The 23,663-nt window shown below is 42.9% G+C and carries 19 protein-coding genes; 6 read left to right on the top strand and 13 right to left on the bottom strand.

Annotated features, from left to right (window positions below; all coding sequences use genetic code 11):
* Nucleotides 1-174: 174 nt before the first annotated feature.
* Together OCU77_RS06345 and OCU77_RS06340 are read left to right on the top strand one after the other, a co-directional pair.
* Nucleotides 175-1,536: an L-serine ammonia-lyase gene (locus tag OCU77_RS06345; RefSeq protein ID WP_048897288.1), complete on the top strand. Its 1,362-nt coding sequence runs from the start codon at nt 175-177 to the stop codon at nt 1,534-1,536.
* Between the two features lie 89 nt (nt 1,537-1,625).
* Nucleotides 1,626-3,470: an LTA synthase family protein gene (locus tag OCU77_RS06340; protein ID WP_048897076.1), complete on the top strand. Its 1,845-nt coding sequence runs from the start codon at nt 1,626-1,628 to the stop codon at nt 3,468-3,470.
* Between the two features lie 40 nt (nt 3,471-3,510).
* On the opposite strand, the gene OCU77_RS06335 is transcribed toward OCU77_RS06340, so the two are convergent.
* From OCU77_RS06335 to OCU77_RS06310, 6 genes are all read right to left on the bottom strand, one after another.
* Nucleotides 3,511-4,470 carry an ADP-ribosylglycohydrolase family protein gene (locus tag OCU77_RS06335; RefSeq protein WP_048897075.1) on the bottom strand — a complete coding sequence of 320 codons (960 nt, stop codon included), beginning with the start codon at nt 4,468-4,470 and terminating at the stop codon, nt 3,511-3,513.
* Between the two features lie 100 nt (nt 4,471-4,570).
* A complete protein-coding gene (locus tag OCU77_RS06330; protein WP_048897074.1) occupies nt 4,571-5,164 on the bottom strand; it encodes an acetate uptake transporter in 594 nt (197 codons plus the stop codon).
* Between the two features lie 403 nt (nt 5,165-5,567).
* Complete coding sequence (gene udp, locus OCU77_RS06325) at nt 5,568-6,335, bottom strand: uridine phosphorylase (RefSeq protein ID WP_048897073.1); 768 nt, start codon at nt 6,333-6,335, stop codon at nt 5,568-5,570.
* A gap of 340 nt (nt 6,336-6,675) precedes the next feature.
* Nucleotides 6,676-9,207, bottom strand: coding sequence for a zinc/cadmium/mercury/lead-transporting ATPase (locus tag OCU77_RS06320; RefSeq protein WP_107302383.1), 2,532 nt, complete (start codon nt 9,205-9,207; stop codon nt 6,676-6,678).
* A 167-nt stretch (nt 9,208-9,374) separates the two neighbouring features.
* Nucleotides 9,375-10,499, bottom strand: a complete 1,125-nt coding sequence (locus OCU77_RS06315; protein ID WP_048897072.1) for a M20 family metallopeptidase — start codon at nt 10,497-10,499, stop codon at nt 9,375-9,377.
* Between the two features lie 886 nt (nt 10,500-11,385).
* Entirely contained in the window at nt 11,386-12,222 is an 837-nt protein-coding gene (locus OCU77_RS06310) for an SDR family oxidoreductase (RefSeq protein WP_048897071.1), read from the bottom strand.
* Between the two features lie 304 nt (nt 12,223-12,526).
* Between OCU77_RS06310 and OCU77_RS06305 the strand changes: the two genes are divergently transcribed.
* On the top strand, nt 12,527-13,381 hold the full coding sequence (locus OCU77_RS06305; RefSeq protein WP_048897070.1) for a MurR/RpiR family transcriptional regulator: 855 nt from the start codon (nt 12,527-12,529) through the stop codon (nt 13,379-13,381).
* 304 nt (nt 13,382-13,685) lie between these two features.
* Nucleotides 13,686-15,131 (top strand): pyruvate kinase, encoded by a 1,446-nt coding sequence (pyk, locus tag OCU77_RS06300; protein ID WP_048897069.1) that lies wholly within the window; start codon nt 13,686-13,688, stop codon nt 15,129-15,131.
* Nucleotides 15,132-15,233: 102 nt separating this feature from the next.
* Here pyk and rimJ read toward each other — a convergent pair whose 3' ends face one another.
* On the bottom strand, nt 15,234-15,812 hold the full coding sequence (gene rimJ, locus OCU77_RS06295; RefSeq protein ID WP_048897068.1) for a ribosomal protein S5-alanine N-acetyltransferase: 579 nt from the start codon (nt 15,810-15,812) through the stop codon (nt 15,234-15,236).
* 22 nt (nt 15,813-15,834) lie between these two features.
* Between rimJ and OCU77_RS06290 the strand changes: the two genes are divergently transcribed.
* The gene (locus tag OCU77_RS06290) at nt 15,835-16,320 is read left to right on the top strand and encodes a methylated-DNA--[protein]-cysteine S-methyltransferase (protein WP_107302382.1); all 486 of its coding nucleotides are present in this window, start codon (nt 15,835-15,837) and stop codon (nt 16,318-16,320) included.
* Nucleotides 16,321-16,362: 42 nt separating this feature from the next.
* On the opposite strand, the gene tyrR is transcribed toward OCU77_RS06290, so the two are convergent.
* From tyrR to pspA, 6 genes are all read right to left on the bottom strand, one after another.
* Nucleotides 16,363-17,895, bottom strand: a complete 1,533-nt coding sequence (gene tyrR, locus OCU77_RS06285; protein ID WP_048897067.1) for a transcriptional regulator TyrR — start codon at nt 17,893-17,895, stop codon at nt 16,363-16,365.
* A 310-nt stretch (nt 17,896-18,205) separates the two neighbouring features.
* Nucleotides 18,206-19,246, bottom strand: coding sequence for a YcjF family protein (locus OCU77_RS06280; RefSeq protein ID WP_107302381.1), 1,041 nt, complete (start codon nt 19,244-19,246; stop codon nt 18,206-18,208).
* A complete protein-coding gene (locus OCU77_RS06275; protein ID WP_048897066.1) occupies nt 19,243-20,640 on the bottom strand; it encodes a YcjX family GTP-binding protein in 1,398 nt (465 codons plus the stop codon). Before OCU77_RS06275 ends, OCU77_RS06280 begins: the two co-directional genes overlap by 4 nt.
* 228 nt (nt 20,641-20,868) lie before the next feature.
* Nucleotides 20,869-21,255, bottom strand: coding sequence for an envelope stress response membrane protein PspC (pspC, locus tag OCU77_RS06270; RefSeq protein ID WP_048897065.1), 387 nt, complete (start codon nt 21,253-21,255; stop codon nt 20,869-20,871).
* On the bottom strand, nt 21,252-21,482 hold the full coding sequence (gene pspB, locus OCU77_RS06265) for an envelope stress response membrane protein PspB (RefSeq protein WP_048897064.1): 231 nt from the start codon (nt 21,480-21,482) through the stop codon (nt 21,252-21,254). The genes pspC and pspB overlap by 4 nt, the downstream gene beginning before the upstream one ends.
* A 54-nt stretch (nt 21,483-21,536) precedes the next feature.
* On the bottom strand, nt 21,537-22,202 hold the full coding sequence (gene pspA, locus OCU77_RS06260) for a phage shock protein PspA (RefSeq protein WP_048897063.1): 666 nt from the start codon (nt 22,200-22,202) through the stop codon (nt 21,537-21,539).
* A 263-nt stretch (nt 22,203-22,465) separates the two neighbouring features.
* Here pspA and pspF point away from each other — a divergent pair, with 263 nt between their 5' ends.
* Nucleotides 22,466-23,524, top strand: a complete 1,059-nt coding sequence (gene pspF / locus OCU77_RS06255; protein ID WP_107302380.1) for a phage shock protein operon transcriptional activator — start codon at nt 22,466-22,468, stop codon at nt 23,522-23,524.
* The last annotated feature ends 139 nt before the right edge of the window (nt 23,525-23,663 follow it).

The following is a 23,663-nucleotide window of genomic DNA, read 5'->3' as shown; positions in this document are numbered from 1 at the left end:
ACAACGCATGGTCTTCACAGAGAATTAGCGTAAAATAGACAACCTAAAGAGCAGGGATGATTCATCTACTGCTCTTTTGTTTTTCTACATCTCGCCAAGGAAGGGGCGAGACAAATAAAACGATACAGTCCAAATTTAAAGCAGAGTGCTTTGAAACAGGCTGAGGTAATGAACATGATCAGTGTTTTTGATATCTACAAAATCGGTGTGGGTCCTTCCAGTTCACACACTGTCGGCCCAATGAAAGCAGGTAAAGAATTCATCGACGACCTGCGTGCAATGGGCAAATTACGTGATGTAACCAAAATTACCGTTGACGTTTATGGTTCTCTTTCTCTTACCGGTAAAGGTCACCACACAGATATCGCTATCATCATGGGTCTAGCGGGCAACAGCCCTGAACATGTTGATATTGATAGCATCCCTGGTTTTATTGCTCGTGTTGAAGAAACAGAGCGTCTTCCTGTTGGCATGCACTGCCACACTGTCGACTTCCCTCGTGACGGTGGCATGAACTTCCATACGACTAACCTTCCTCTTCACGAAAACGGCATGACTATCACAGCTTTCGTTGGTGAAGATGTTGCGTACACCAAGACATACTACTCTATCGGTGGTGGCTTCATCGTTGACGAAGAAAACTTCGGCAAAGAAGCAGCGTCTACAGTTAAAGTACCTTACATGTTCACTAAAGCTGAAGAGCTGGTTGAACAATGTAAAGAACACGGTTTATCAGTAAGTTCACTAGTGATGGCGAACGAACGCGCGATGAACGCAGAAGACGAAATCAGCACTTACTTCGCTAATATCTGGAAAACCATGCGTGAATGTATGGAACGCGGTATGAACGAAGAAGGTATTCTACCAGGTCCACTACGTGTACCTCGTCGTGCAGCAGCACTTCGTCAACAACTGATGACGAACGAAAAGCTAAGCAACGATCCAATGACGGTTGTTGATTGGGTTAACATGTACGCTTTCGCTGTTAACGAAGAAAACGCTGCAGGCGGTCGTGTTGTTACAGCACCAACAAATGGCGCATGTGGCATCATCCCTGCCGTTTTAGCTTACTACGACAAGTTCATTCAATCTGTTGGCCCTAAAGATTACACGCGTTACTTCGCAGCATCTGGTGCTATCGGCGGCCTTTACAAGCGCAACGCTTCTATCTCTGGTGCTGAAGTAGGCTGTCAGGGTGAAGTAGGTGTTGCTTGTTCTATGGCGGCAGCTGGTCTTGCAGAGCTTATGGGTGGTAGCCCAGAGCAAGTATGTATGGCTGCTGAAATCGCAATGGAGCACAACCTAGGTCTTACATGTGATCCTGTTGCTGGTCAGGTACAAGTACCTTGTATCGAGCGTAACGGTATTGCTGCAGTTAAAGCAATCAACGCAACCCGCATGGCACTACGCCGTGCATCTGCACCACGCGTATCACTTGATAAAGTTATCGAGACTATGCTGGAAACAGGTAAAGACATGAATGCTAAATACCGTGAGACTTCTCAAGGTGGCCTAGCTATTAAAGTTATCTGTTAATTAGATTTAAAATTATATATTATGCCCCTTTCTTTAGGGGCATTTTTTTGCCTTTATATTATAAGTGATAAATAAAGGTCAGGCTTCAGTTGCTCTTCAATATATTAATAACCTCATTTATTTTATTCTTCTTCACCTTATTAAGTAAACTTGTCGTATTTTCTTTAGGTGTTATTCCTTTTTCGTTTGAATCTCTTTATGCTCTTTTTTGGGGGCTACAATTAGATTTAACAACCGTCGCTATCTTTACGACTTTATGTCTTATTTTAAATATCCCTACAGCTCTATTATTTGCTAAAAATAGTATAATTGAAAAACTTCCAATTATACTTATATCTTGGTGGATAATCATTTCTACAACAGCAGATGCTATCTACTTTATAGAAGCTGGACGACATATAACTTTTGAAGTATTCACAGGCGAAGGTTCTGGATTTGCTCTATTCATCACATGTCTTATCAAATTCCCGCTTCAAAGTATTGCAGCCTTTACGCTTTGTGTTATATCGGCTTTTATAACGGTTAAGATTTACTTACCTCAACGTTATTCACTAAGTAGACTTAAAAGTAATTTAGCGTATTCACTTGTATGGATCATTTTTGCGGTCACAATGATACGTGGAGGCTGGCACGACCATCCACAATCACCGATGAGTGTTTACAAGATAGGTGATCCTAAGCAAGCAGAAGTCGCGTGGAATGCCCCTTACGCAATCACCTACTACCTTGTTAAAGGCGTTAAGAAAGCCGCGCATCGTATAACACCGGTCATCGATGACACCAGCATTTCACAACTACGAAAACAACTACCCCAAAGTTATGAAACTAAACTATCTGAAATAAAACCCCTAAATATCATTTTTCTCTTACTTGAAAGTTGGGGAGCGGCTGATATGAAGAGTTATGCCAATCATACTGATGTAACCCCTTTCTTTAATCAATTAAGAAAAGAATCATTCTCTCCTCACTCTATGTATGCAAATGGATTCAGAACTGTAGAAGGAATGTTTGCTTCTTTTTGCTCTTATTCAAATCCCATTGGTGCAGGTGTTGCAGGTACCCAACTTCAAAATATGAATTATATGTGTCTCCCAAGAATTCTTAATAATAAAGGTTGGAGCACCCATTTTGTTCAAGGAAGTGGAAAAGGAATCGTTGGCTCTTTTTCTCAAACTCTGGGTTTTAAATATTCCTATGGAGAACATGATTATAATCGTGATTCTATACTTAACCACTGGGGATATATGGATGATGACATTTATCAATTTTCATTAGATAAAATTAAAGAGCTTAAATCACCCTATTTTATAGCCATTAATACAGGCACAACGCATGATACTTATTTGCCAAATGAAAGTGACTATAATTTTGGGACTCAGTCTCGAGAACAAATAAGATATAGTGTTCTAAATAATGCTGATAAGTCTCTCGAAAAATTCATCGTTAAACTTAATGCTACTGTTACTGAACCGACTATTGTTGTTTTAATGTCCGACCATACCGCAGGTATGCCTCATACAGGGTTACAGCGTAATTCCATTCCCTTCTTGATGTATGGGATCAATGTGGATGTTCCTAAAACTAAACCTTACATCAACGCATCTCAGCGAGATGTCGCGCCAACGATACTCGATATTATGGGAGGATCAGCAAGATGGTTTACCGGTCAGTCAATGTTCGACAACAATTACAGCAGCTCAGCAGACTTCTCTCAAGGTAAGTCCGCTACTTGGATCAAAAACAATAAGTTAGTCAAAATAAATGCTGAAACAGGCAGTATTGAGCAATGTGCTTTCGTTGGAGAAAACACGATAGATTTAGAAAATACACCTTGTGAAAGTGAAGAGTTTCAAGCATTAATAAAAGAAGTTAGAGCCTACACATCATACTCTCAGCAACTCCTCTATAATGGGGAAACGGCAAGCTACTCATAATATTAACAAGGCGCTCACTCAATAAATGAGCGCCTTTTTATCAATATGATGCTGCTAATAAGGCTTCTATATCTTCCGCTATTGCCTCACCATTTTGCAATGTTGTCAGCCATGAGATGGGAATGCCATTCTCATCACCAAAGCCATAGCAAGCCCCTGCAATTGCTCCTACTATCATGGCTCGGCCACAGCTATCCCCCGATGCTTTAATATTATTCAACACCGCTTCGGTATAGCTATTACTGTTGTTAAGCACCCATGCGGCAAGCGGTAAGCTATCGGCTAAACGACAAGCCTGATTAACGATAGTAAGCACATGGCTTAAATCATTCACTTCCCCTTTTAACACCCGTACCTGCTCTATCTTTTCTCTTATTTCCTCAGGCGATTTAATTTTCAATATATTCAAAACAGGATCTATACGGCGAGAACGTAACGCCTCATTAAGGGCACAAGCAAAAGCTTTTGAGCATTGTAGTGCTGTCTCGTTTTGGTGAGTAATACCAACAATACGATCAATTTCTTGCTCAAGCTTCTCTGAGGGGTATTTTAAGGCAACTAGCGCAGGGATTGCGCATAAGGCTGGATTTTGATCATCATCGCTGCCTGAGTCTTCAGGCCAATCATCAGGGTCTAACGAGGAGAGTGACAAAACTAACGCTTTAGTTGGACTATCAACATAACCAATGAACTCCCCCCCTGGACCGAAATGTTCTAAAACATGCTGTTGAATATAGTGAGTGCTAATCGTAGGGTCACTCAGCAACCGAATGTACAGCGCAAGCCATTCTCCATAAATAGTCGATTCGCCCGCAACCAACCTATCGTGCGCATAGTAACCATCAACACCTTTATAATGTTCGGGATTGGGTTCAATAAAAGGGAAGTGCGGGAGAGATAAAAGCGATTTCACTCGCTCAGGAGAATATATCCAATGAGTCCCCATACTCGCAGCGTCTGCGATGAGGGCCCCCATAATCGCTGCATATCGCTGTGCCATACTGATTCCTTATCGTCTAGAAGGTGAAGCTGAGACACTTCTATTCTAGACGATCAAAAAAACCTCGCCGAAGCGAGGTTTTTTCATCAATAAGGTGCGATTAAGCTGCAGCTTTAAGCGGTGCTGCTTGCGCTACTTTTTTCTCACCTACAGGCAGAATTGTACGACCGAATTCGTTGTTCAATACTTGTGCCATAGCGAAGTAGATTGCACTTGCACCACAGATGATACCTTCGAAACCAGCGATTGTGCCAATCAGTGCGCTACCTGTGAAATCACGAGCGGCAAGAAGGAAGAACAATACAGTTAGTGAAGCAAAAACGAATTGCTTAGCACGTGGGTAGCAAAGTGAACCGATGAACATGAAGCCAGTAAAGATGCCCCATAATAGTAGGTACCAGCCCATGAAAGGTGCAGGGCTTGCCGCTAGACCCATTTTTGGCATAACGATTAGACCGACAAGTGTTAGCCAGAATAGACCGTAAGAAGTAAATGCTGTTGTACCAAACGTATCACCACGCTTGAAGCACATCATGCCTACAAGCACTTGACCAAGACCGCCGTAGAAGATACCCATTGCTAGGATCATTGAATCAATAGGGAAGAAACCCGCATTGTGGATGTTTAAAAGGATGGTAGTCATACCAAAGCCCATCAAACCTAAAGGTGCTGGGTTAGCTAGTTTTGTAGACATTGAGTTCCCCTACAGGAGTAGTTCAAAAAAAGTAATAAATATTAAAAAATGTGTGCATCTGTAATGCGCGGCGAATTCTAATGGATGATCACGGCAAGATCAATCCAGCAAACGCTGAAAAAGGCAGCAAAAAGAGAAAAACATTCAACTTTTTTGATTTAAGTAAATATTAAGTACAATTAACTCCCACCCACAAGTGTAACCAAGTGTAAAAAACGTAATTTTATAGATAAATATGCACCTTGATACAAGGTTGCTATGAATATCCAGAAATCACCACAAAACGACGTAAATACAGTGATTACTCTTACTATCACTTGACCCATCCTTGAATAGCGGCCATAAAAAAACCACCCGAAGGTGGTTTTAGACGTGTAGAAGCCAAAGCTTCATTTTAGAAACATTATTCAGCAAGCATACGGCGTGCGGCATCAACCACGACTTTGATTGAGCGAGTTTCTGTCGCTTTCAGTGTTGCGTGATCAGGGATCTCTTTTTGAGTACGGTTGATAATAACACCCGCAACACAACCAGCACGTAAACCAGAACTTGCACACATAGTCAGCAAGGTTGCAGATTCCATTTCAAAGTTAAGTACACCCATTTGCTGCCATTCATCCATAGAACCTTGGAAACGACGTACAACACGGCCAGTGAATGTATCGTAACGCTCTTGGCCTGGGTAGAAAGTATCGCTTGATGCCGTCACACCTGTATGTACAGTTGCGTTATCAGCATCACACGCGGCTTTCATTGCTGTTGCAACATCAAAGTCAGCAACCGCAGGGAACTCCATTGGGGCAAAGTGAAGGCTAGCGCCGTCTAGACGAACTGAGCCCGTTGTTACGATCATATCGCCAGGGTTGATGTGTGGCTGAATCGCGCCAGTTGTGCCAACACGTAGGAAAGTACGAACACCAAGTTGTGCTAGCTCTTCTACAGCAATCGACGTAGATGGACCACCAATACCTGTCGAACAAACTACCACTGATTTACCATCAAGTTTCGCGCGAAATACTGTGTACTCACGAGAGCTTGCTAGAAACTCAGGGTTATCCATTAGGTTGGCAATCTTTTCAACGCGAGCTGGATCACCTGGGATGATCGCTAGTTCAGCACCGTTAAGATCCGCTTTATTAACACCTAAGTGGAAAACATTATTGTCAGACATATTGATATCCTTTTTATCGTTATTGCATTCTGTGTAGAGTCGTCAGAATACTTTAATCATAGGGTACGTTAAGAGTCATACTCAGCAAGTTTCACTCTCAAAAGCATGTTCTTACGATAGCCCATCAAATCACACTTTTTAGTGACAGCAATCACGTTAAACAAAATCGATTAGTTTTCATTTCTCACAAAAAAGTGACACGAGTCACCTAAAATCGTTTGCGGATGGCAAAGATCACAAAAAAACCGCAGTAACATTTCTGTTGGCTGCGGTTTATTTTAGTTAGTGGGCGAGTATTAACGCTGGAATATTAATCAGAAATTCTCACCAAATAGTCCACTTATTTATCAGGGTTAAAGCGAAGTAGCCTGAGCGCATTTAATGTCACCAGAGCTGTTGCACCACTATCGGCCAATACTGCGACCCACAACCCAGTCATTCCTAATAACGTCGTCACAAGGAACACACCTTTCAAACCCAAAGCAAGCACGATGTTTTGACGAATATTCGCTAGTGTTGCACGTGACAGCGCAATCATATTCGGCAACTCAGATACGCGATTATGTGTTAAGGCTGCATCAGCAGTTTCTAACGCGACGTCTGTGCCGCCCCCCATCGCGATACCAATCGACGCTGTTTTCATTGCAGGCGCATCGTTAATGCCGTCGCCAACCATGGCGATATTATGCCTGTCGTTCATCTCACGTACCGCAGACACTTTATCTGCAGGTAACAAGCCAGCACGAAAGTCGATACCAATATCCGCAGCAATGGCGCTTGCTGCACGACAGTTATCACCCGTTAACATGACCGCACCAACACCGATTTCTTTAAGAGCAATAATTGCTTTAGCAGCATCATCTCGCAGATTATCACGCCACGCGATAACACCAACAGGAAGGCTACCTCTCATCGCAACGACCAGCGTTTTACCTTGGTTTTCTAGATTATCTACGGTTTGCTGCTGCTCTACGGTCAGTAGCACTGATTCAGGTAGGCGATCGGCTGCGCATAGTAAAAGCATCTCACCATCAACCTCACCTTGAATACCCTTACCCACCAATGCTTCACGATGCTTAGCTTCTGGGATATGAATACCCTTATTCTCTGCAGCTTTGATCACTGCCATAGCAAGTGGGTGAAGCGAGCCTGCTTCAATCGCAGCGGCTTGACGTAATAACCTCGTCTCATCCCCTTCCCAGCTCACCAGATCAGTCATCACAGGTTTGCCTTCCGTTAAGGTACCTGTTTTATCAAAAGCAACGGTTTGAATATGGCCTAACTGTTCAAGCGCAGCGCCCCCCTTGATTAAAGCACCACGTTTAGCCGCGGCGGCTAGACCTGAAGTAATAGCAGCTGGCGTTGAAATCACCAAGGCACACGGACATGCAATAAGCAGTAGCGTTAAACCTTTGTATAACCACTCATCCCATGACTGCCCAAATAACATAGGTGGAATAACAATCACTAGAGCCGCTAACACTATCATTGCTGGCGTATACCAACGGCTAAACTTATCCAGAAAACGTTCTAATGGTGCTTTACGAGACTCGGCATCTTCAATCAAATGAAGAATACGATCGATAGCATTATCACCTTGTTCCGATTCAATAGTTAATTGCACCACTTTGTCAGCAACTAATGAACCTGCCATCACTTTATCACCAGGCATACGCTCAACAGGCACCGATTCCCCTGTCAGAGCACTTTCATCAAAGCTCGCCGCAATATCTAAGACAATACCATCAGCAGGTAAGCGTGCACCTGGCGCAACCTCAATCACATCACCTTTCTTCAGACTTTCAACTGCGACTTTGGTACGTTCGCCATTAGGTCGCACCACAGTCGCTTCTTCAGGTACAAGATCCATCAAGGCTTTTACACCGCTGCGAGCACGAGAGGCAGCGTAACCTTCCAGTTGCTCACCAAGTAAAAACAGCAAGAGTACCATTGCCGCTTCCGCAGTTTCACCCAAGTAAAGCGCACCTAATGCTGCGATAGACATTAAGGTTTCAATTGAGAATGGTGAACCTGACTTAGCGAGGTTAATCGATTTTTTTAAGATTGGGATTAAGCCCAATATTGTGGTGACAGAAAACGCAATTAGGCCATAAAACTCAGACTGACTATCAATTGCAAACGAGACGATCATCATGAATGCAATGGCAATCACAGCGAAATGTTGCTGAATAAAACTAGGCTGATCATCTTTGACTGAAGATGTCGATCCAACTAATCGAAAACCTGCTTCTTTAGCTTTGCCTTCAATTTTATCCGCCATTGGAGACGCACTGCTTACCACTAATTTTTCAGTCGCAAACATCACTTTGGCTTGCTCAACACCGGTAAGACTCAGAACAGCCTTTTCAAGTTTAGCGGCACAGCTTGGGCAGTCCATGCCTAAAATATTCCAACGCTGGGTATGACCAGACTCATTGACAAGCGCAGCTTCAATATTTTCATCTTTCAACACATCTTCGTTTGCTGAACATTGTCCTGCACTGCAGCAATCAGAGGCATTGCTACTACCAGCGGCATTATGACTAATAGGTGTGTCATGACAATGTGGTTGAGTAGAGCCAGAAGGCGGAGTTAATACCGAAGATGAGTCAGCATTTTCAACCGTAGTGAATGCTTTAAATTTTGTCATAGATTTATCTGCCAAAGGTTGGTTAATCACGGCTCCTGAGGAGGCAGCATCACCACCATCATCACCATCACTTGTATCTGAAGTGCTGCTGCAACTTGAAGAAGTGCCTGTTGAACAACAATCAGTTGTCACTGCACTTTCAACTTTAACTGTGCTTGCACTCCCTACTGCGGCTTTAGTTGTATGAATATGGTTTTTCTTACTGTTACATTGAGCACACATAGCGCATCTCCTTAATACTTTCATACCGTAATAAACAGTGTTGACGGTATGAATGATTGTTCTGATAACAAAGATAAACCTTGGAGCTAAGTCCAAGGTCAAGCGTTAAGGTAATAAAAAAGCCAAAACTTTTCAGTTTTGGCTTTTCGCTATGACATTAAGTCAATCTACAAACGGCGTAGCGTATTTGCTAACAGCTCAATGCGAGGCGCAATCGAATCAATCAACAGATATTCTTTATCACTGTGGAAGCCAGCCCCCATAGGACCAAAACCATCCAATGTCGGTGTGCCAAGTGCCGCAGTGAAGTTACCATCGGAACCACCACCTGCATCTTCCCAGCCATACACAATATTCAGCTTATCAGCTTCTTCACTAACAAGTTTGATCAGTGCTTCAGTATCGCTTGAAGGCTGCATCGAAGGCTTGAAAGTCACTCGGTTGACCGTCACACTCGCGCCCGCTTCAAATGGTGCTTCAGCCATTGCTAATAGCTTTTCGTGGATCGTTTCTGCTTCATCGGTATTCCAAAAACGCAGGTCTACAGTTGCTTTCGCGTAATCAGGAACAACATTGACAGCCATACCACCTTCAATCACACCCACATTCATAGTGGTGCCCGTTTCGAGGTTAACCATATTTTTAATGGCTAATGACCAGTGGCTTAATTCATAAATTGCATTTACACCATCAGCCAATGCAGAGCCAGCATGAGAAGCTACACCGTGGAATTCAATTTCGTACTTAGCATTACCCTTACGAGAGCGGATTAAGTTACCTGTTGGGCGTGATGCTTCACAAACCAAGACTTGGCGGCTCTTACGTGCAAAGCCTTCCAGCCACTCACGAGAATAGATAGAACCAATTTCTTCATCGCAATTCAAAACAACCACAATCGCAAGGCGGGAACGTTCTTCGTCAGTGAGCGCTTTTAATGCATACCATGCGCTCAGAATGCCTGACTTCATATCAGTTGCGCCAGGGCCATACACCTTCTCATCATCAAAGGTCATAGGACGTTCGGCGACAGTGCCGACAGGAAATACTGTGTCCATATGACCACTCAGCATTACATCATAATGCTCAGCATCTGGTTTATTGGTGATTGCCAGACATGGCCCGGAATCGGGATGAGGCTGATGACGGCTCACCGTAAAGCCAAGAGATTCAAACATAGGGGTAAGTACATCTGCCACCTGCGCAATGCCTGTTGGGGTGTGGCTACCACAATCGATATTCACTAATTGTGCTAATTGCTCAAGGTACGTATTCAGCGAAAAACTCTGAGTCATCGCATTCTCCTTTAACGACATAGAGACTGTCTTTACAACAATATGAGCAGGCATAGTGGCAGAGCGCGACAAGATAAACCCTGATTTACATCATTTTTTGCAGAACAGAAATAGCCTTGCTTTAAATTCAATTTAAAATCATGAAGTTAAAATAAAAACTATAAATTTAGATAATTTCTTTGAACTAAGCCGATAAACACCAGTCATATATAGTGACATTAAGATTGACGATATATGAATTGTTCGCAGGCCGCCAACACGCATTCTTCTCTTCAATCTACGATGCCACTGCTGCTTAACTCCTAATTGTGTAAATAGAGCTTCGCCCACTCAATGTTAGTGGGCTTTTTTTTACCCACAAAGCAGGCAAAACACTAAGCAGCTGATATTTAATGGTTTTTAGCTTTTTTGAATCTTTTTTTAAATTTATTGGAACCATTCTGAAAACAGCCAGTCTGAATATATGACATTCAAATTAATGGTGATGCAAAAAGAGTGTTTTCATCATTAATCATTGATGCCACTGCTGCTAAAACTCCTTATTTTGTGTAAATGAATTATACCGTTTGGTAATCCCGCTGAGGACTCAGCGGGATTTTTTTACGCTTTATGCACAAAAAAGTTCCCTTCATCACCTAAAAAGCACCGAACCATTAAAATATCATTTTTTCTGAAATTATTTTGAACCAAGCTGATTTCGTGAAGTCATATTATATAGATTGAGATTAATTCTTTACCCATCACTGAATTATTAATGTGTTTTTAGTTATGGGTAAGTGCTACTGAGTCCTTATGCATTTAATCTTGAACTGCCACTGCTGCTTAAACTCCGAATTTTTTGGATATTCACGCTGAGCCCTTTGCTCAGCGTTTTTTTATCTAAAAATTAATACTTAAGGTCATCTAGCTCAGGTTTTACCTGCATCAAATCATCTTTGTCTAACACTAAACCAAGCTGTTCGCAGGTAAACAAAGCGTCAACTTGTTTCTCATTCTCACCACAATTATCAGTAAATTCTGGCACCGCTAACCCTGCTAATTTCGCCATCGCAGTATAGTAATCGGCTCGAGAAGGATGCTGGCTCGCAGCAAGATGGAAAACACTTTGCACAGGCTGAGAACGAATAATCGCCGTTATCGCCCGAATACAGTCTTGCTGATGAATCAAGTTAACAGGTGCCCCACCTTGCTGAATGTTACTACGCCCTGATAAAAATTTAACAGGGTGCCTATTCGGACCAATCAAACCTGCAAGTCTAAGTACAGTGACCTGTTCACCCCAAGAGGCCATCAAACCTTGTTCAATCTCATAATGTGCCTTGCCTGACTCTGTCGTCGGCATAGGAGTCGTCTTCTCAGAAACGGTACCAGTACAGTCACCATAAACGGACGTTGTACTGATAAAAATCAATCTTCGACACCCTTTTCTTTTGGCTTCTTCGCACAAGATTAAAATAGATTGCGCGTACTGTGCCGATAGCAACGTTTTTCGACCTGGTGGGATATTCACTACCATCACATCACAATCAAAAAAGTCATTCAGTTCTTCTACTGCTTCCTTGTTCAACGGCAATGCTAATGGAAAGCCGAGAATACCGTTATGACTAAGAGCTTGTGCGTCCGCGAGAGTACGCTTAGATCCCTGTACCTGCATTCCCTGATTTTTTAAATAATGGGCAAGTGGTAACCCTAACCACCCACATCCACAAATACTGACTTTCATGATATTTCCTTTCATTCTCTAATAAGCATTATTAACTGCACTATTAATTTCAAGCTGTAAATTAATTCCCACAATATGAAATTAAATAACAGAATAAGTGCCAAATCGCGCGTATTATTGATGATTTAACGCATTTTATTTTCAATTCTGAAAGAGAAAACTCGATCCCTGTCAAATTATAATAAAAAGGAATGCCGATATTGATCGATTCACTAGGAGTAACAATCACAGAGGTAGTATAGTTTCACCATATTGGCTAACTATGTAGTCTTTTGAAACTCAGTAACGAAGCGCGGTAATCTCGATGAATACCCTAGAAAAAATTCAGAAAAATTTAGATAACTTCAGTAAGTCTGAACGTAAAGTTGCAGAAGTTATCATTGCTTCCCCGCAAACTGCTATTCACTCAAGCATTGCTACATTAGCCAAAATGGCTGATGTGAGTGAGCCAACGGTAAACCGTTTTTGTCGCCGCTTAGACACAAAAGGCTTTCCCGATTTTAAATTACATTTAGCACAAAGCCTTGCAAATGGTACACCTTATGTGAACCGCAACGTTGAAGAAACAGATGGCCCAGATGCGTACACATCAAAAATTTTCGAATCAACAATGGCTTGCCTAGATGTTGCGAAAAACAGCCTGGAGCCACTTCAAGTTAATCGTGCTGTTGATTTGCTAACACAGGCTAAGAAAATATCTTTCTTTGGCCTTGGCGCATCAGCATCTGTTGCGCATGATGCACAAAACAAGTTTTTCCGCTTTAACATCCCAGTCGTTTGTTTTGACGATATTGTGATGCAACGTATGAGCGTTATTAACTGTAGTGACGGCGATGTTGTCGTTGTTATTTCACACACCGGGCGTACTAAGAGCCTGGTCGAAATAGCACGTATGGCACGCGAAAATAGCGCAACGGTTATTGGTATCACAGCCAAAGACTCACCGTTGGATCATGAGTGTTCGCTATCTATCTGTTTGGATGTACCTGAAGACACAGACATTTATATGCCTATGGCTAGCCGTGTTGTACAAATGACGGTTATTGATGTACTCGCAACAGGCTTTACATTACGTCGTGGCGCTGGTTTTCGTGAAAACCTTAAACGAGTGAAAGATTCGTTGAAAGACTCTCGTTTCTCTAAACAAGATCTTATCTAAGCCAACCACAAATCAGTCCAACCATACTCTAAAGGCATGCATTTATATTCATGCCTTTTCTTTTTTAAATGGCTAACTTGTTCTCTGCAGCCCTTTTCTAACCGCTACACTTACTTCATTGAATAAACTACCGCTGAAGTTCATTTTTATTTCATCTGTTGCATGTATATTTCTTACAGTTTATTGATGAATAACAACGAACATTTCGCTTGTCTTGTAGTAATATTTCAAACAGATTAATGGTTTTAACTGGCCCGTTCCTAACCAGTCCATTTTTCTTTATGAATCATAAATGGAGTTCCCAATGTCTGATAGGCTAAGACGCACTAAAATCGTAACTACTCTGGGTCCAGCAACGGATCGCGATAACAACCTTGAAAAGATTATCGCAGCTGGCGCTAATGTTGTTCGTATGAACTTCTCCCACGGTAGCCCTGAAGATCATATCCAACGTACTAAAACTGTACGTGAAATTGCGGCTAAGCTAGGTAAACACGTTGCAATTTTAGGCGACTTACAAGGCCCTAAAATTCGTGTTTCAACGTTTAAAGACAACAAAATTCAACTCGCTATTGGTGATAAATTCACACTTGATAGTGACTTGGCAAAAGGCGAAGGTAACCAAGACGCTGTTGGTCTTGACTACAAAGAGCTGCCAAAAGATGTAACGGCTGGTGACGTTCTATTACTTGATGATGGTCGTGTACAGCTACGTGTTGTTTCTGTTGAAGGTAATAAGGTTCACACCGAAGTAACAGTTGGTGGTCCTTTATCAAATAACAAAGGCATCAACAAACAAGGTGGCGGTCTATCTGCAGAAGCGCTAACGGACAAAGATAAAGCAGACATCTTAACCGCAGCTGCAATGAAAGTGGATTACCTTGCTGTTTCGTTCCCGCGTAACGGTGAAGATATGAAATATGCACGCCGTTTAGCTGTTGACGCAGGCCTTGAAGCTAAGCTCGTCGCGAAAGTAGAGCGTGCTGAATCTGTTGCGACAACAGAAGCAATGGATGACATCATTTTAGCCTCTGATGCAGTAATGGTTGCACGTGGTGACCTAGGTGTTGAAATTGGTGACCCTGAGCTTGTAGGCGTTCAGAAGAAACTTATTCGTCGTGCACGCAGCCTGAACCGTACTGTGATCACTGCTACGCAAATGATGGAATCGATGATCACTAGCCCAATGCCAACACGTGCAGAAGTTATGGACGTGGCAAATGCGGTTCTTGATGGTACAGATGCCGTAATGCTATCTGCTGAAACAGCCGCTGGCGATTTCCCTGTTGAAACCGTAACAGCAATGGCAAGTGTCTGTCTGGGTGCTGAAAAAGAACCTAGTATCAATGTTTCAAACCACCGTCTAGCGCGTACGTTTGAATCACCAGAAGAAACAATTGCAATGTCTACCATGTACGCAGCTAACCACATGGAAGGCGTTAAAGCGATGGTAACGATGACAGAGTCTGGCCGTACACCACTGATGATGTCTCGTATTTCATCGGGTTTACCTATTTTCGCCATGTCACGCAATGAAAGTACGCTTAACCGTGCTGCACTATTCCGTGGTGTCACACCGATCTTCTTTGATCGTGAAAGCGATGCGGGCCTTGAAGCAGCGAAACATGCCGTTGCTGTGCTGAAAGAACAAAACTACCTAGCAACAGGTGATCTTGTGATTATCACTCAAGGTGATGTGATGGATACCGTTGGTTCAACCAACAACATGCGTATTCTAACTGTTGAGTAATAGCTAGAAATACAGCACAAAAAACAAAGGGCTTGCACTGTGCAAGCCCTTTTTATATCAAGGTTAATTGATGAATCAGGTGCCTCGACTTCTGCAAGTACTTTATGGCGTCTGCCAATTCGGATTTATTTTCGAAGTCAGCACATGATCTTCCCACTTACCGTTTATTAGCAGGTAATCTTTAGCATACCCTTCTTTTTCAAAGCCTAATGATTCCAATACTTTTTCGCTTTTTGCATTACGAGGCATATAACCCGCTATCACACGATGAAAATTATGCTCTTCAAATAACCATTGAACTGTCGCAGCCACAGCACGACGCATAATGCCCTGACCTTGATAATGCTCACCTAGCGAGTAACCAACATGACACGCATGAAACGGGTGTTTCACTAGATTACTGAAATTCACCACACCACAAATTTCATCACTTCCCGCTTTGAAAATAACGAAATAATACGCAAGATGATGCTTTTGTAACTCAGTCAATTGAATTAAACGTTTTTCCCAACCCGCTAATGTATAAAAGTGCTCCTCGCGCAAAGGCTCCCAAGGTTGAAGGTAAGCGCGATTTTTTTGGTAATAGGCTGTAATCTGCTCAGCATCTTTGTTAGCAATCAGGCGAATTTTCAGATCATCGACTGCTAAATTTGATGAACGGTTTATAATAGAATTAAACAAATTAGTCCCTTAAGCCGTAACTATGTATTTCGACTATCTTGATACTGATATTGGTAGAATTTTTTTACTTGCAGACTCACAAGGTCTACGCCAACTCACTATTTGCAGCCCAGGCTTCTGCCCTGATAAGGAATGGGAGCATGAACCAACCAAAATGCAGCTCTATACTCATGAATTAAAAGAGTATTTCCAAGGAAAAAGGAAAAAATTCACCTTTCCTATCGCTCCACAGGGCACAAGCTTTCAAATTAAAGTATGGCAAGCTCTTCGCCATATCCCGTTTAATCAACACCAAACTAACCTACAAATTGCACAACAATTAGGCTTGCCGCATGCCGCCAGTGCAGTGGGAATGGCAAGAAATGTAAACCCAATCCCTATCGTTATTCCTTGCCACCGCATTGCGAGTAACGTCTCTTCACGCTATCACTTTGGTGATGATGTCATCCAACAGCTACATGCCCTTGAAACCGGACAACTCGCGTTGATTTCTACCCATAAAAAGTAGTTTTGTTGTCAGTAGTCGCCTATGGCGGCTACCTACTAGCATCTACTTATTAATATGGTATTCGCGTAGCTTATTCGCCACAGCGGTATGAGACACTCCAAGTCTTTTTGCCAACTTACGCGTTGATGGGTAGCTCTTGTACAGATTTGTCAAAATACCCGATTCATAGCGCTTCATGATGTCGTCTAATGAACCATCAAGAATTTCGTCACTAATGATACTGGTGGTTTCATTTTCAGGTAATTGAATGTCTTCAATTTCCAATTCATCACTATCCACTTGAGTCATCGCACGGAACAAAACATTCCTTAGCTGACGAATATTACCCGGCCAAGCATATTGGCTAAGATACTGAGCCAACTTATCGGAAATATTTGGCTTAGGTTGCTGCAACTCTTGGGCAAATTGAGATAAAAACAGATCCGCGAGCGGTACGATATCTGCAGTACGTTCGCGTAATGGCGGCACCACTAATGCCAGCACATTAAGTCGATAATATAAATCTTCACGGAATTGCCCTGCGGTGATCAAATCTGGTAATTTCTTTTGTGTTGAGCAAATAACACGTAAATCAACTTTAATTTCGTGCTCTTCGCCCACACGTCGAAAAGTGCCATCTTGTAAAAAGCGCAATAGTTTAATTTGAAGGTGCGCCGACATCTCACCGATTTCATACAAGAAAACCGTACCGCCATCTGCTTGTTCAAATATCCCTTTTTTACTTGGCTCGGTCGCACTGCCCGCAAAACCAAAAAGCTCAGTCTCGGCAGCGTTATCAGGCATTGACACACAGTTCACCACCATAAAAGGTTGGTCACGGCGAACAGAACGTTGATGACACGCCCGCGCCAACATTTCTTTACCTGTTCCTGTTTCACCTTGGATCAATAACGGAGCATCAAGCAAGGCAAGCTTTTTAGCTTGAGATAGCAGATGCTTAAAACGAGATGACTGACCAACAAGGTGCTCAAACCCATTATCACCACTAATTTTACGCATGGCGATTGGCATTTTAGCTTCGGATAAAGACTTGAGCAGTACAACAGCACTTGCCATGACTGACTCTTCATTATCATCAGTCACAAATACTGGCATAATTTCCATCATGTAATCTAAGCCAGAAATCACCACCATTTCACTGCGATGCTCACCCGCTTGATTTTCTAGCCACTGCTGAAAATTAAACCCAAGAATAGTTTGTATCGGTTCACCCAAAATCTCTTCGCGTTGCTTGGCGATCAAACGTTCCGCCGCTTCATTGGCAAGATCTATTTTGCCATGAAGGTTAATCGAGAAAACAGGATCAGGCAGTGTTTCTAATAAGGCACTTAACTCTTTATGCTCACGTTCACTAGGCATAAACTGAATTTTTCGCACGTCAGTTACGCCATCAAGTTGGCGTATTTGCGACATTAACTGACTGAATGGTTCAAATTCAATCTCAGGGCAGTTTAAGTAAATAATGCCAATGCGATCAATTTCAATCCCGCGAAGATCAATCTGCTGATTGGTGAGAATATCCAGCAATTCACGGGTAATCCCTAAACGATCTTCACAAAAGACTTGTAGCCTCATATTTTCCACTCCAAAAGTGTCAACTATTCCTGACACTTGAAGTGTGCGTCGATGTGTAATTTGAGTCAAGTAGAGCCTGATAACCTGTAACAATTATCGAGTTAAATGTGCTCAAGATCAGCTAAGCGAGTCAAAATCCGACTTCTGACACAAACCTTACCAAGGCGGCATCTTTTATAAAGAAACATAGGTGAAACCAATCGCAGCCAGATCCAGAAACATCGTCCGGGAAAATAAAATAACAGGCGAGAAAAAGGCAACACAAGGTTGCCTTTAAAGTAAATATTGAAAGATGCGCGTAGATTATAAATTACGCATCATCTTGTTTCTTAGTTAATTGCGCTAATAAGTCGCGGCGTATTTCACCCAGTTTAGGCTGGGATCCCTCTTGCCATGGTAAGGGACGCATTAACGCCATGGCTTTTAAGCCGAGTCTTGCAGTCAATAATCCAACGCCTACACCTTGCGCCACTCGGGTGGAAACACGACCAGCAATATCCATCGACAGCATATTCATGCCAGTATCAGCCACCACCTCACTGGCTCCTGCCAGTGCCATGTTAGCTAAAACCAATTTAACCAAGCGAATGCGTGACCAGTAACCCAATTCGACACCATAAACTGCCGATATTTGCTCAATCAATCTAAAGTTTCGCCAAGCAACCAGTAACATATCAGCAATGGCTAATGGGCTTAATGCCACCATTAACGCAGCTTCGCTCGAATACTTACTGACCAAACGTCGCGCTAATTTATCTTGTTGCGACATCACCATTTGATCATAAAGAAGGATCACTTCACGGTCATTGTGAGTAGCTGCTAACGACTGCTGCCAGCGATCATAGCCTACGTGTTCATTGTGAATGCCACTTTGCTTGGCTAGCTTGGTACAAAACGTTTTACCCTGTCCCATGCCATCGGCATCCAACAGCGCTTGTGCCTGATCGCGCTCAGTCTGACGCTGCTTCAAACGACGCAGCTTAAAGAGTTCTCGTCCTAGCGCAGCAATCCCCGTCGTTGCGATTGCAGCCGTAATGCCACTCCAACCAAGTGCAAGCCAATCTCCACTCTGATAAGCAGTTGCAACATAATCGACAGTTTGCCAGCCCACCATCGCCGCACCCGCCACCAGCAAACCTTTAAACCAACCACTACTTTTCTTTGACTTGGCCAGCGTTCTTTCTAAATCTTTTTCAAGGCTGACATCAGGATCAGCCTCAGGTGTCGTTTCAGGTAGGAACGTATTGTCGCCAGCAAATTTAAGTTGGCTATTTAATTCAAGATCTGGCTCTGTCTCTTGAGGTTCATCAAATACGACTTTTCTTTTTAATTCTTGAGGTTGTTGGCTCATTGTAATTTGTCCCCCAATAAATACTCCAACGCCTTATCCATACGGATATGCGGCAATGGTTCATCATTTTGTTGTGCTAATGGCCTGAAATTCACAAAATCAAACCCATTTTGTTCCCAGTAGTTCTCATTCGGCAGCCGACGAGGCACTTCCCCGGGATAAATAGTTTGGGGCTGTTCATCAAGAGTATGCCCTCTTAATGCAGGCATTTGCTGACCGTGGTAAGACACAAACCCAGGCTCTGTCGCTTGAATAGAAGACAAGCTAACACAGTCCATTTTTATGCCTTCAAACGAGGCGGTTTGCCACGCTTCGTTAACCAGCTGTTGCAGTAAACTCACTAAATTCGGGTGTTGCTCTGGCGTCACATGGTCTGCTTTTGTTGCCGCAAACAGTACTTTATCTATTCGCGGTGAGAACAATCTTCGCATTAACGAACTACGACCATATTTAAAGCTTTGCATCAGTTGATCGAGCGCTTGACGCATATCATTAAACGACTCGGGCCCTGCGTTTAGCGGCTGAAGGCAATCAACCAAAATAATCTGGCGATCAAACTTTGAAAAATGATCACGATAAAACGCTTTCACTACATGCTGCTGATAATACTTATAACGCTGCGCTAACATAGCAAAGTTACTGTGTTCATCTGCCTGTGCTAGTTCCGCTTCGCTGTAATGCTGTAACCATGCAAAAGGGAAAAACTGTAAAACAGGTGCACCCGCTAATTCGCCGGGTAAGACAAAGCGACCAGGCTGAACCCAGTGCAAGCCACCTTCCGATTTGCACGCGTAGAGGTAATCTGTGAAGGCTTTAGATATGGCTTCTATTTGCGCTTCATCCGCAGGGGCAAAAGGATCTAACTCAGCCCCTAATGTCAGCCAGTCTTGAGCCAGCGCCTCTCGCTGCCCTTTCATCAATTTGGCTTGCTGTGCCGACCACTCGATAAAGTTCATGTCGAGCAGAGGTAAGTCCAATAACCACTCACCAGGGTAATCAACAATATCAAGGTAGAGTGTCGCCGTGTCTTGCAGCAATTTCATCGGCCCTCTTTGGGGCTTATATCGCAATGCTAAGCGAGTTTGACTGACATCGCGTGTTGGATCGGGCCAAGCTGGCGGTGTCGATAATAAGGCATTCATCCCTTCATCGTACGCAAACTTTGGTACATGTAAATCAAGCTGTGGGACACGCTTCGCCCCAAGCAAATGTCCGTCACGAACCGCCGTAAAAAGTGGCAAACGTGGATTTGTGCTGACATGCATCAGCTGATTAATCAGCGAAGTGATAAAAGCGGTTTTTCCCGCTCGGGATAACCCTGTCACAGCCAAACGCACATGACGATCTAGGCTGCGGTTCACCAGTTTATTAAATTCATTACCAATTCGGTTCATAGCAATTCCTGCGAAAGAGCAAAGGCAAAAATGCGACAATAAATGCGTTAGCCTGCTGATGACATCAACTTTATCGTAGTGAAGGTTAACCTTGGATGAATGGATTTATCCGCTTGCATTAAGGTTGAACGAATAAAGTGTAAAGCGCCAAAGTAAAGATCAACCCCTAAATAAACGATAAAAAAACAAAAAGCAGGCCTAAGCCTGCTTCAATTAATGGTGGTCAAATTACAAGTTCTTAAATTCACGCTGAACATTGAAGGTGGAAGACGTCACATACGCTTCAATATCACGTACATTCTTTTCAATGTCATCCAGTTCAAGTTCAACATTGCGAAGGACTTGCTCTGGCGGTAACCCCGCCTGCCATGATTTCTGCTTCACATTATGTTCTTTATAAACATACTGCTGTTGGCTTCGATCTTCTGGCATCTTATCAAGAATCAAGCATGCAGCAATGTAAGCAACCAAGACAACAAAACCTAACCCCAGTAAAAATGCAGACACAGTAAGAATACGTACTAACCATACCTCCAGGCCAAAGTACTCCGCAACACCTGCACACACACCACCTAGCTTGCCATTTTTGGGGTCACGATAAAGCATTTTGCTCATTGCTTATGCCTCCACTGTGGTGCCTCTGCATCAAGGATTTTTTCCAGCGTTACAATACGCGTTTGCATCTGTTCTGCACGAACAACGAGCGACTGTAGTTTTTCTTGATCCTCACTGGATAATCCTTGTGATGCATGACGTTTACTCCGATAGTGCAAAATTAACCACAGTGGGGCTACCACCACCATGAACACAATTAATGGAGCAGCAATAAATCCCATCGACATTCGTTATCTCCTATTCGCGCAGCAAAACATATCCCAATCAATATAAAGGCTATCTTACTCTTTATCCTTAATATTTGCTTTGAGGCGCTCTAACTCTTTTTCAATTTCGTCTTGCGCTTGTAGATCTGCAAACTCTTGCTCTAAGTTTTTACCTCGACCTAGGTTATAGCTATCAGCTTCCGCTTCCATTTCGTCGATGCGACGTTCATATTGCTCAAACTTAGACATAGCTTCATCAACTTTACCTGTATCAAGCTGACGACGAACATCACGGCGATTACCTGCGGTTTTATGACGCATTACAAGTGCTTGTTGACGAGCACGTGTTTCTTGCAGTTTGCGCTCTAGCTCTGCGACTTCACCTGACAGTTTATTGATTGTATCTTCAACCAATTTATACTCTTCGTTCAGTGTTAGTACTACATCACTCAGTTTTTGCTTTTCGATTAAAGCAGCACGCGCCAAATCATCGCGACCCTTTTGTAGCGCTAAACTCGCTTTTTGCTGCCAGTCATCTGCTTGTGCTTGTAGTGATTCGATACGGCGATGTAATTCTTTTTTATCCGCTAAGGCACGCGCAGAAGAAGTACGTACTTCGACTAATGTGTCTTCCATTTCCTGAATAATCAGGCGGATCATTTTTTGTGGATCTTCGGCTTTATCTAGCAGTGAGTTAACGTTCGCGTTCACGATATCTGCAAAGCGTGAAAAAATACCCATAATTTCTCTCCTCGTTGAATGGATGAATGCGAATAACCTTATCGGCTTGGTGCATCCATCAAAAACTGTGTTGTCCAAAAGATATTCAACAAGCTGAGTGTAAATCTGGTTAAGTTAATCAGTTGACTCACTTGTCATGACTATAGATATATCAAGCAGCGTGCCAACTTTTAATTTATTAATAATCAGCAACTTAACTTTGCCTTTCATTGAGGGGACTGCTATGTTGTGGGTAATTACGCCAACAATTAGCGAGATTAACCATGCAAAAACAGGATAATTTAATTGGTGAGTCTGAAGCATTTCTCAGCGTGCTCGACACCGCGTCACGGCTTGCCTCTTTGAATAGACCACTGTTAATCCTTGGGGAGCGGGGAACAGGGAAAGAGCTGATTGCTCAGCGAATCCATTATTTATCAAAACGTTGGGATCAGCCTCTAGTCACGCTAAATTGCGCGGCGTTAAGTGAAGGCGTGATTGATTCAGAACTGTTTGGCCATGAAGCTGGCGCGTTTACAGGAGCAAAAGGTCGCCATCAAGGCCGCTTTGAACGCGCAGAAGACGGAACACTATTCCTTGATGAGCTAGCAACAGCACCACTTGGCGTACAAGAAAAATTATTACGCGTCATCGAATATGGTGAATACGAACGCGTGGGGGGCAGCAAAACTTGCCAAGCGAATGTCCGCTTGATCTGTGCAACCAACGCTGATTTGCCTCAACTGGCGCATGAAGGTAAATTTCGGTCTGACCTATTGGATCGGTTAGCCTTTGATATTATTCACTTACCGCCTCTGCGCGAGCGGCAAGAAGATATCTTACCTTTGGCTGAATACTATGCTGTACGAATGTGTCGCGAAATGGGGTACGGTTATTTTTCTGGATTTACCTATTCAGCTCGCCGTGCGCTGCTCGAATACACTTGGCCCGGTAATATTCGGGAACTGAAAAATGTTGTTGAGCGTTCAGTATTTCGCCATAGCCAAGAAGATATTCCTGTTGATGAAATTATTACCGATCCATTCACGCCACCTTGGCAAACGAATAACGCCCCCAAAGCAGACTTAGCACCTTCACACACGGCCGCTGCTATCGATACCAATAACCCACCTACTGTCATAAGTGATAGCTCGCTCCCCTCGTTACCTATCGATTTTAGACAATGGCAACAACAGCAAGAAGTGGCTGTTATCCAACACGCACTAAAACAATCTCAATTCAATCAACGACGAGCCGCTGATCAATTAGGTTTGAGCTACCATCAATTAAGGGGGCTACTCAGGAAATATCAACTTGTAGGGAGTGAACCGAGTAATAAGTAAGCAACAAAATAAATGTGGAGAATCGTGAGCATAAAAATTATCGATATTATGCCTGTGGTTTAGCGGCAAAATAGCTAAAACACGATAATTTCAGTGGTTATTACCACTGCTGACTTGGTGCAAAGGAGAGAAAGTGATA

The organism is Photobacterium swingsii, from assembly GCF_024346715.1.
GTDB lineage: Bacteria > Pseudomonadota > Gammaproteobacteria > Enterobacterales > Vibrionaceae > Photobacterium > Photobacterium swingsii.
The sequence above is the reverse complement of the archived record's forward strand: the minus strand, read 5'-3'. Positions and strand labels throughout refer to the sequence as shown.

What these genes read in the sequence shown, in the direction of transcription:
- OCU77_RS06345 (WP_048897288.1), top strand. Translation starts at nt 175, where the DNA reads ATGATCAGTGTTTTTGATATCTACAAAATCGGTGTGGGTCCTTCCAGT.
- OCU77_RS06335 (WP_048897075.1), bottom strand. Translation starts at nt 4,470, where the DNA reads ATGGCACAGCGATATGCAGCGATTATGGGGGCCCTCATCGCAGACGCT.
- OCU77_RS06330 (WP_048897074.1), bottom strand. Translation starts at nt 5,164, where the DNA reads ATGTCTACAAAACTAGCTAACCCAGCACCTTTAGGTTTGATGGGCTTT.
- udp (WP_048897073.1), bottom strand. Translation starts at nt 6,335, where the DNA reads ATGTCTGACAATAATGTTTTCCACTTAGGTGTTAATAAAGCGGATCTT.
- OCU77_RS06320 (WP_107302383.1), bottom strand. Translation starts at nt 9,207, where the DNA reads ATGTGTGCTCAATGTAACAGTAAGAAAAACCATATTCATACAACTAAA.
- OCU77_RS06315 (WP_048897072.1), bottom strand. Translation starts at nt 10,499, where the DNA reads ATGACTCAGAGTTTTTCGCTGAATACGTACCTTGAGCAATTAGCACAA.
- OCU77_RS06310 (WP_048897071.1), bottom strand. Translation starts at nt 12,222, where the DNA reads ATGAAAGTCAGTATTTGTGGATGTGGGTGGTTAGGGTTACCACTTGCC.
- OCU77_RS06305 (WP_048897070.1), top strand. Translation starts at nt 12,527, where the DNA reads ATGAATACCCTAGAAAAAATTCAGAAAAATTTAGATAACTTCAGTAAG.
- pyk (WP_048897069.1), top strand. Translation starts at nt 13,686, where the DNA reads ATGTCTGATAGGCTAAGACGCACTAAAATCGTAACTACTCTGGGTCCA.
- OCU77_RS06290 (WP_107302382.1), top strand. Translation starts at nt 15,835, where the DNA reads ATGTATTTCGACTATCTTGATACTGATATTGGTAGAATTTTTTTACTT.
- tyrR (WP_048897067.1), bottom strand. Translation starts at nt 17,895, where the DNA reads ATGAGGCTACAAGTCTTTTGTGAAGATCGTTTAGGGATTACCCGTGAA.
- OCU77_RS06280 (WP_107302381.1), bottom strand. Translation starts at nt 19,246, where the DNA reads ATGAGCCAACAACCTCAAGAATTAAAAAGAAAAGTCGTATTTGATGAA.
- OCU77_RS06275 (WP_048897066.1), bottom strand. Translation starts at nt 20,640, where the DNA reads ATGAACCGAATTGGTAATGAATTTAATAAACTGGTGAACCGCAGCCTA.
- pspC (WP_048897065.1), bottom strand. Translation starts at nt 21,255, where the DNA reads ATGAGCAAAATGCTTTATCGTGACCCCAAAAATGGCAAGCTAGGTGGT.
- pspB (WP_048897064.1), bottom strand. Translation starts at nt 21,482, where the DNA reads ATGTCGATGGGATTTATTGCTGCTCCATTAATTGTGTTCATGGTGGTG.
- pspA (WP_048897063.1), bottom strand. Translation starts at nt 22,202, where the DNA reads ATGGGTATTTTTTCACGCTTTGCAGATATCGTGAACGCGAACGTTAAC.
- pspF (WP_107302380.1), top strand. Translation starts at nt 22,466, where the DNA reads ATGCAAAAACAGGATAATTTAATTGGTGAGTCTGAAGCATTTCTCAGC.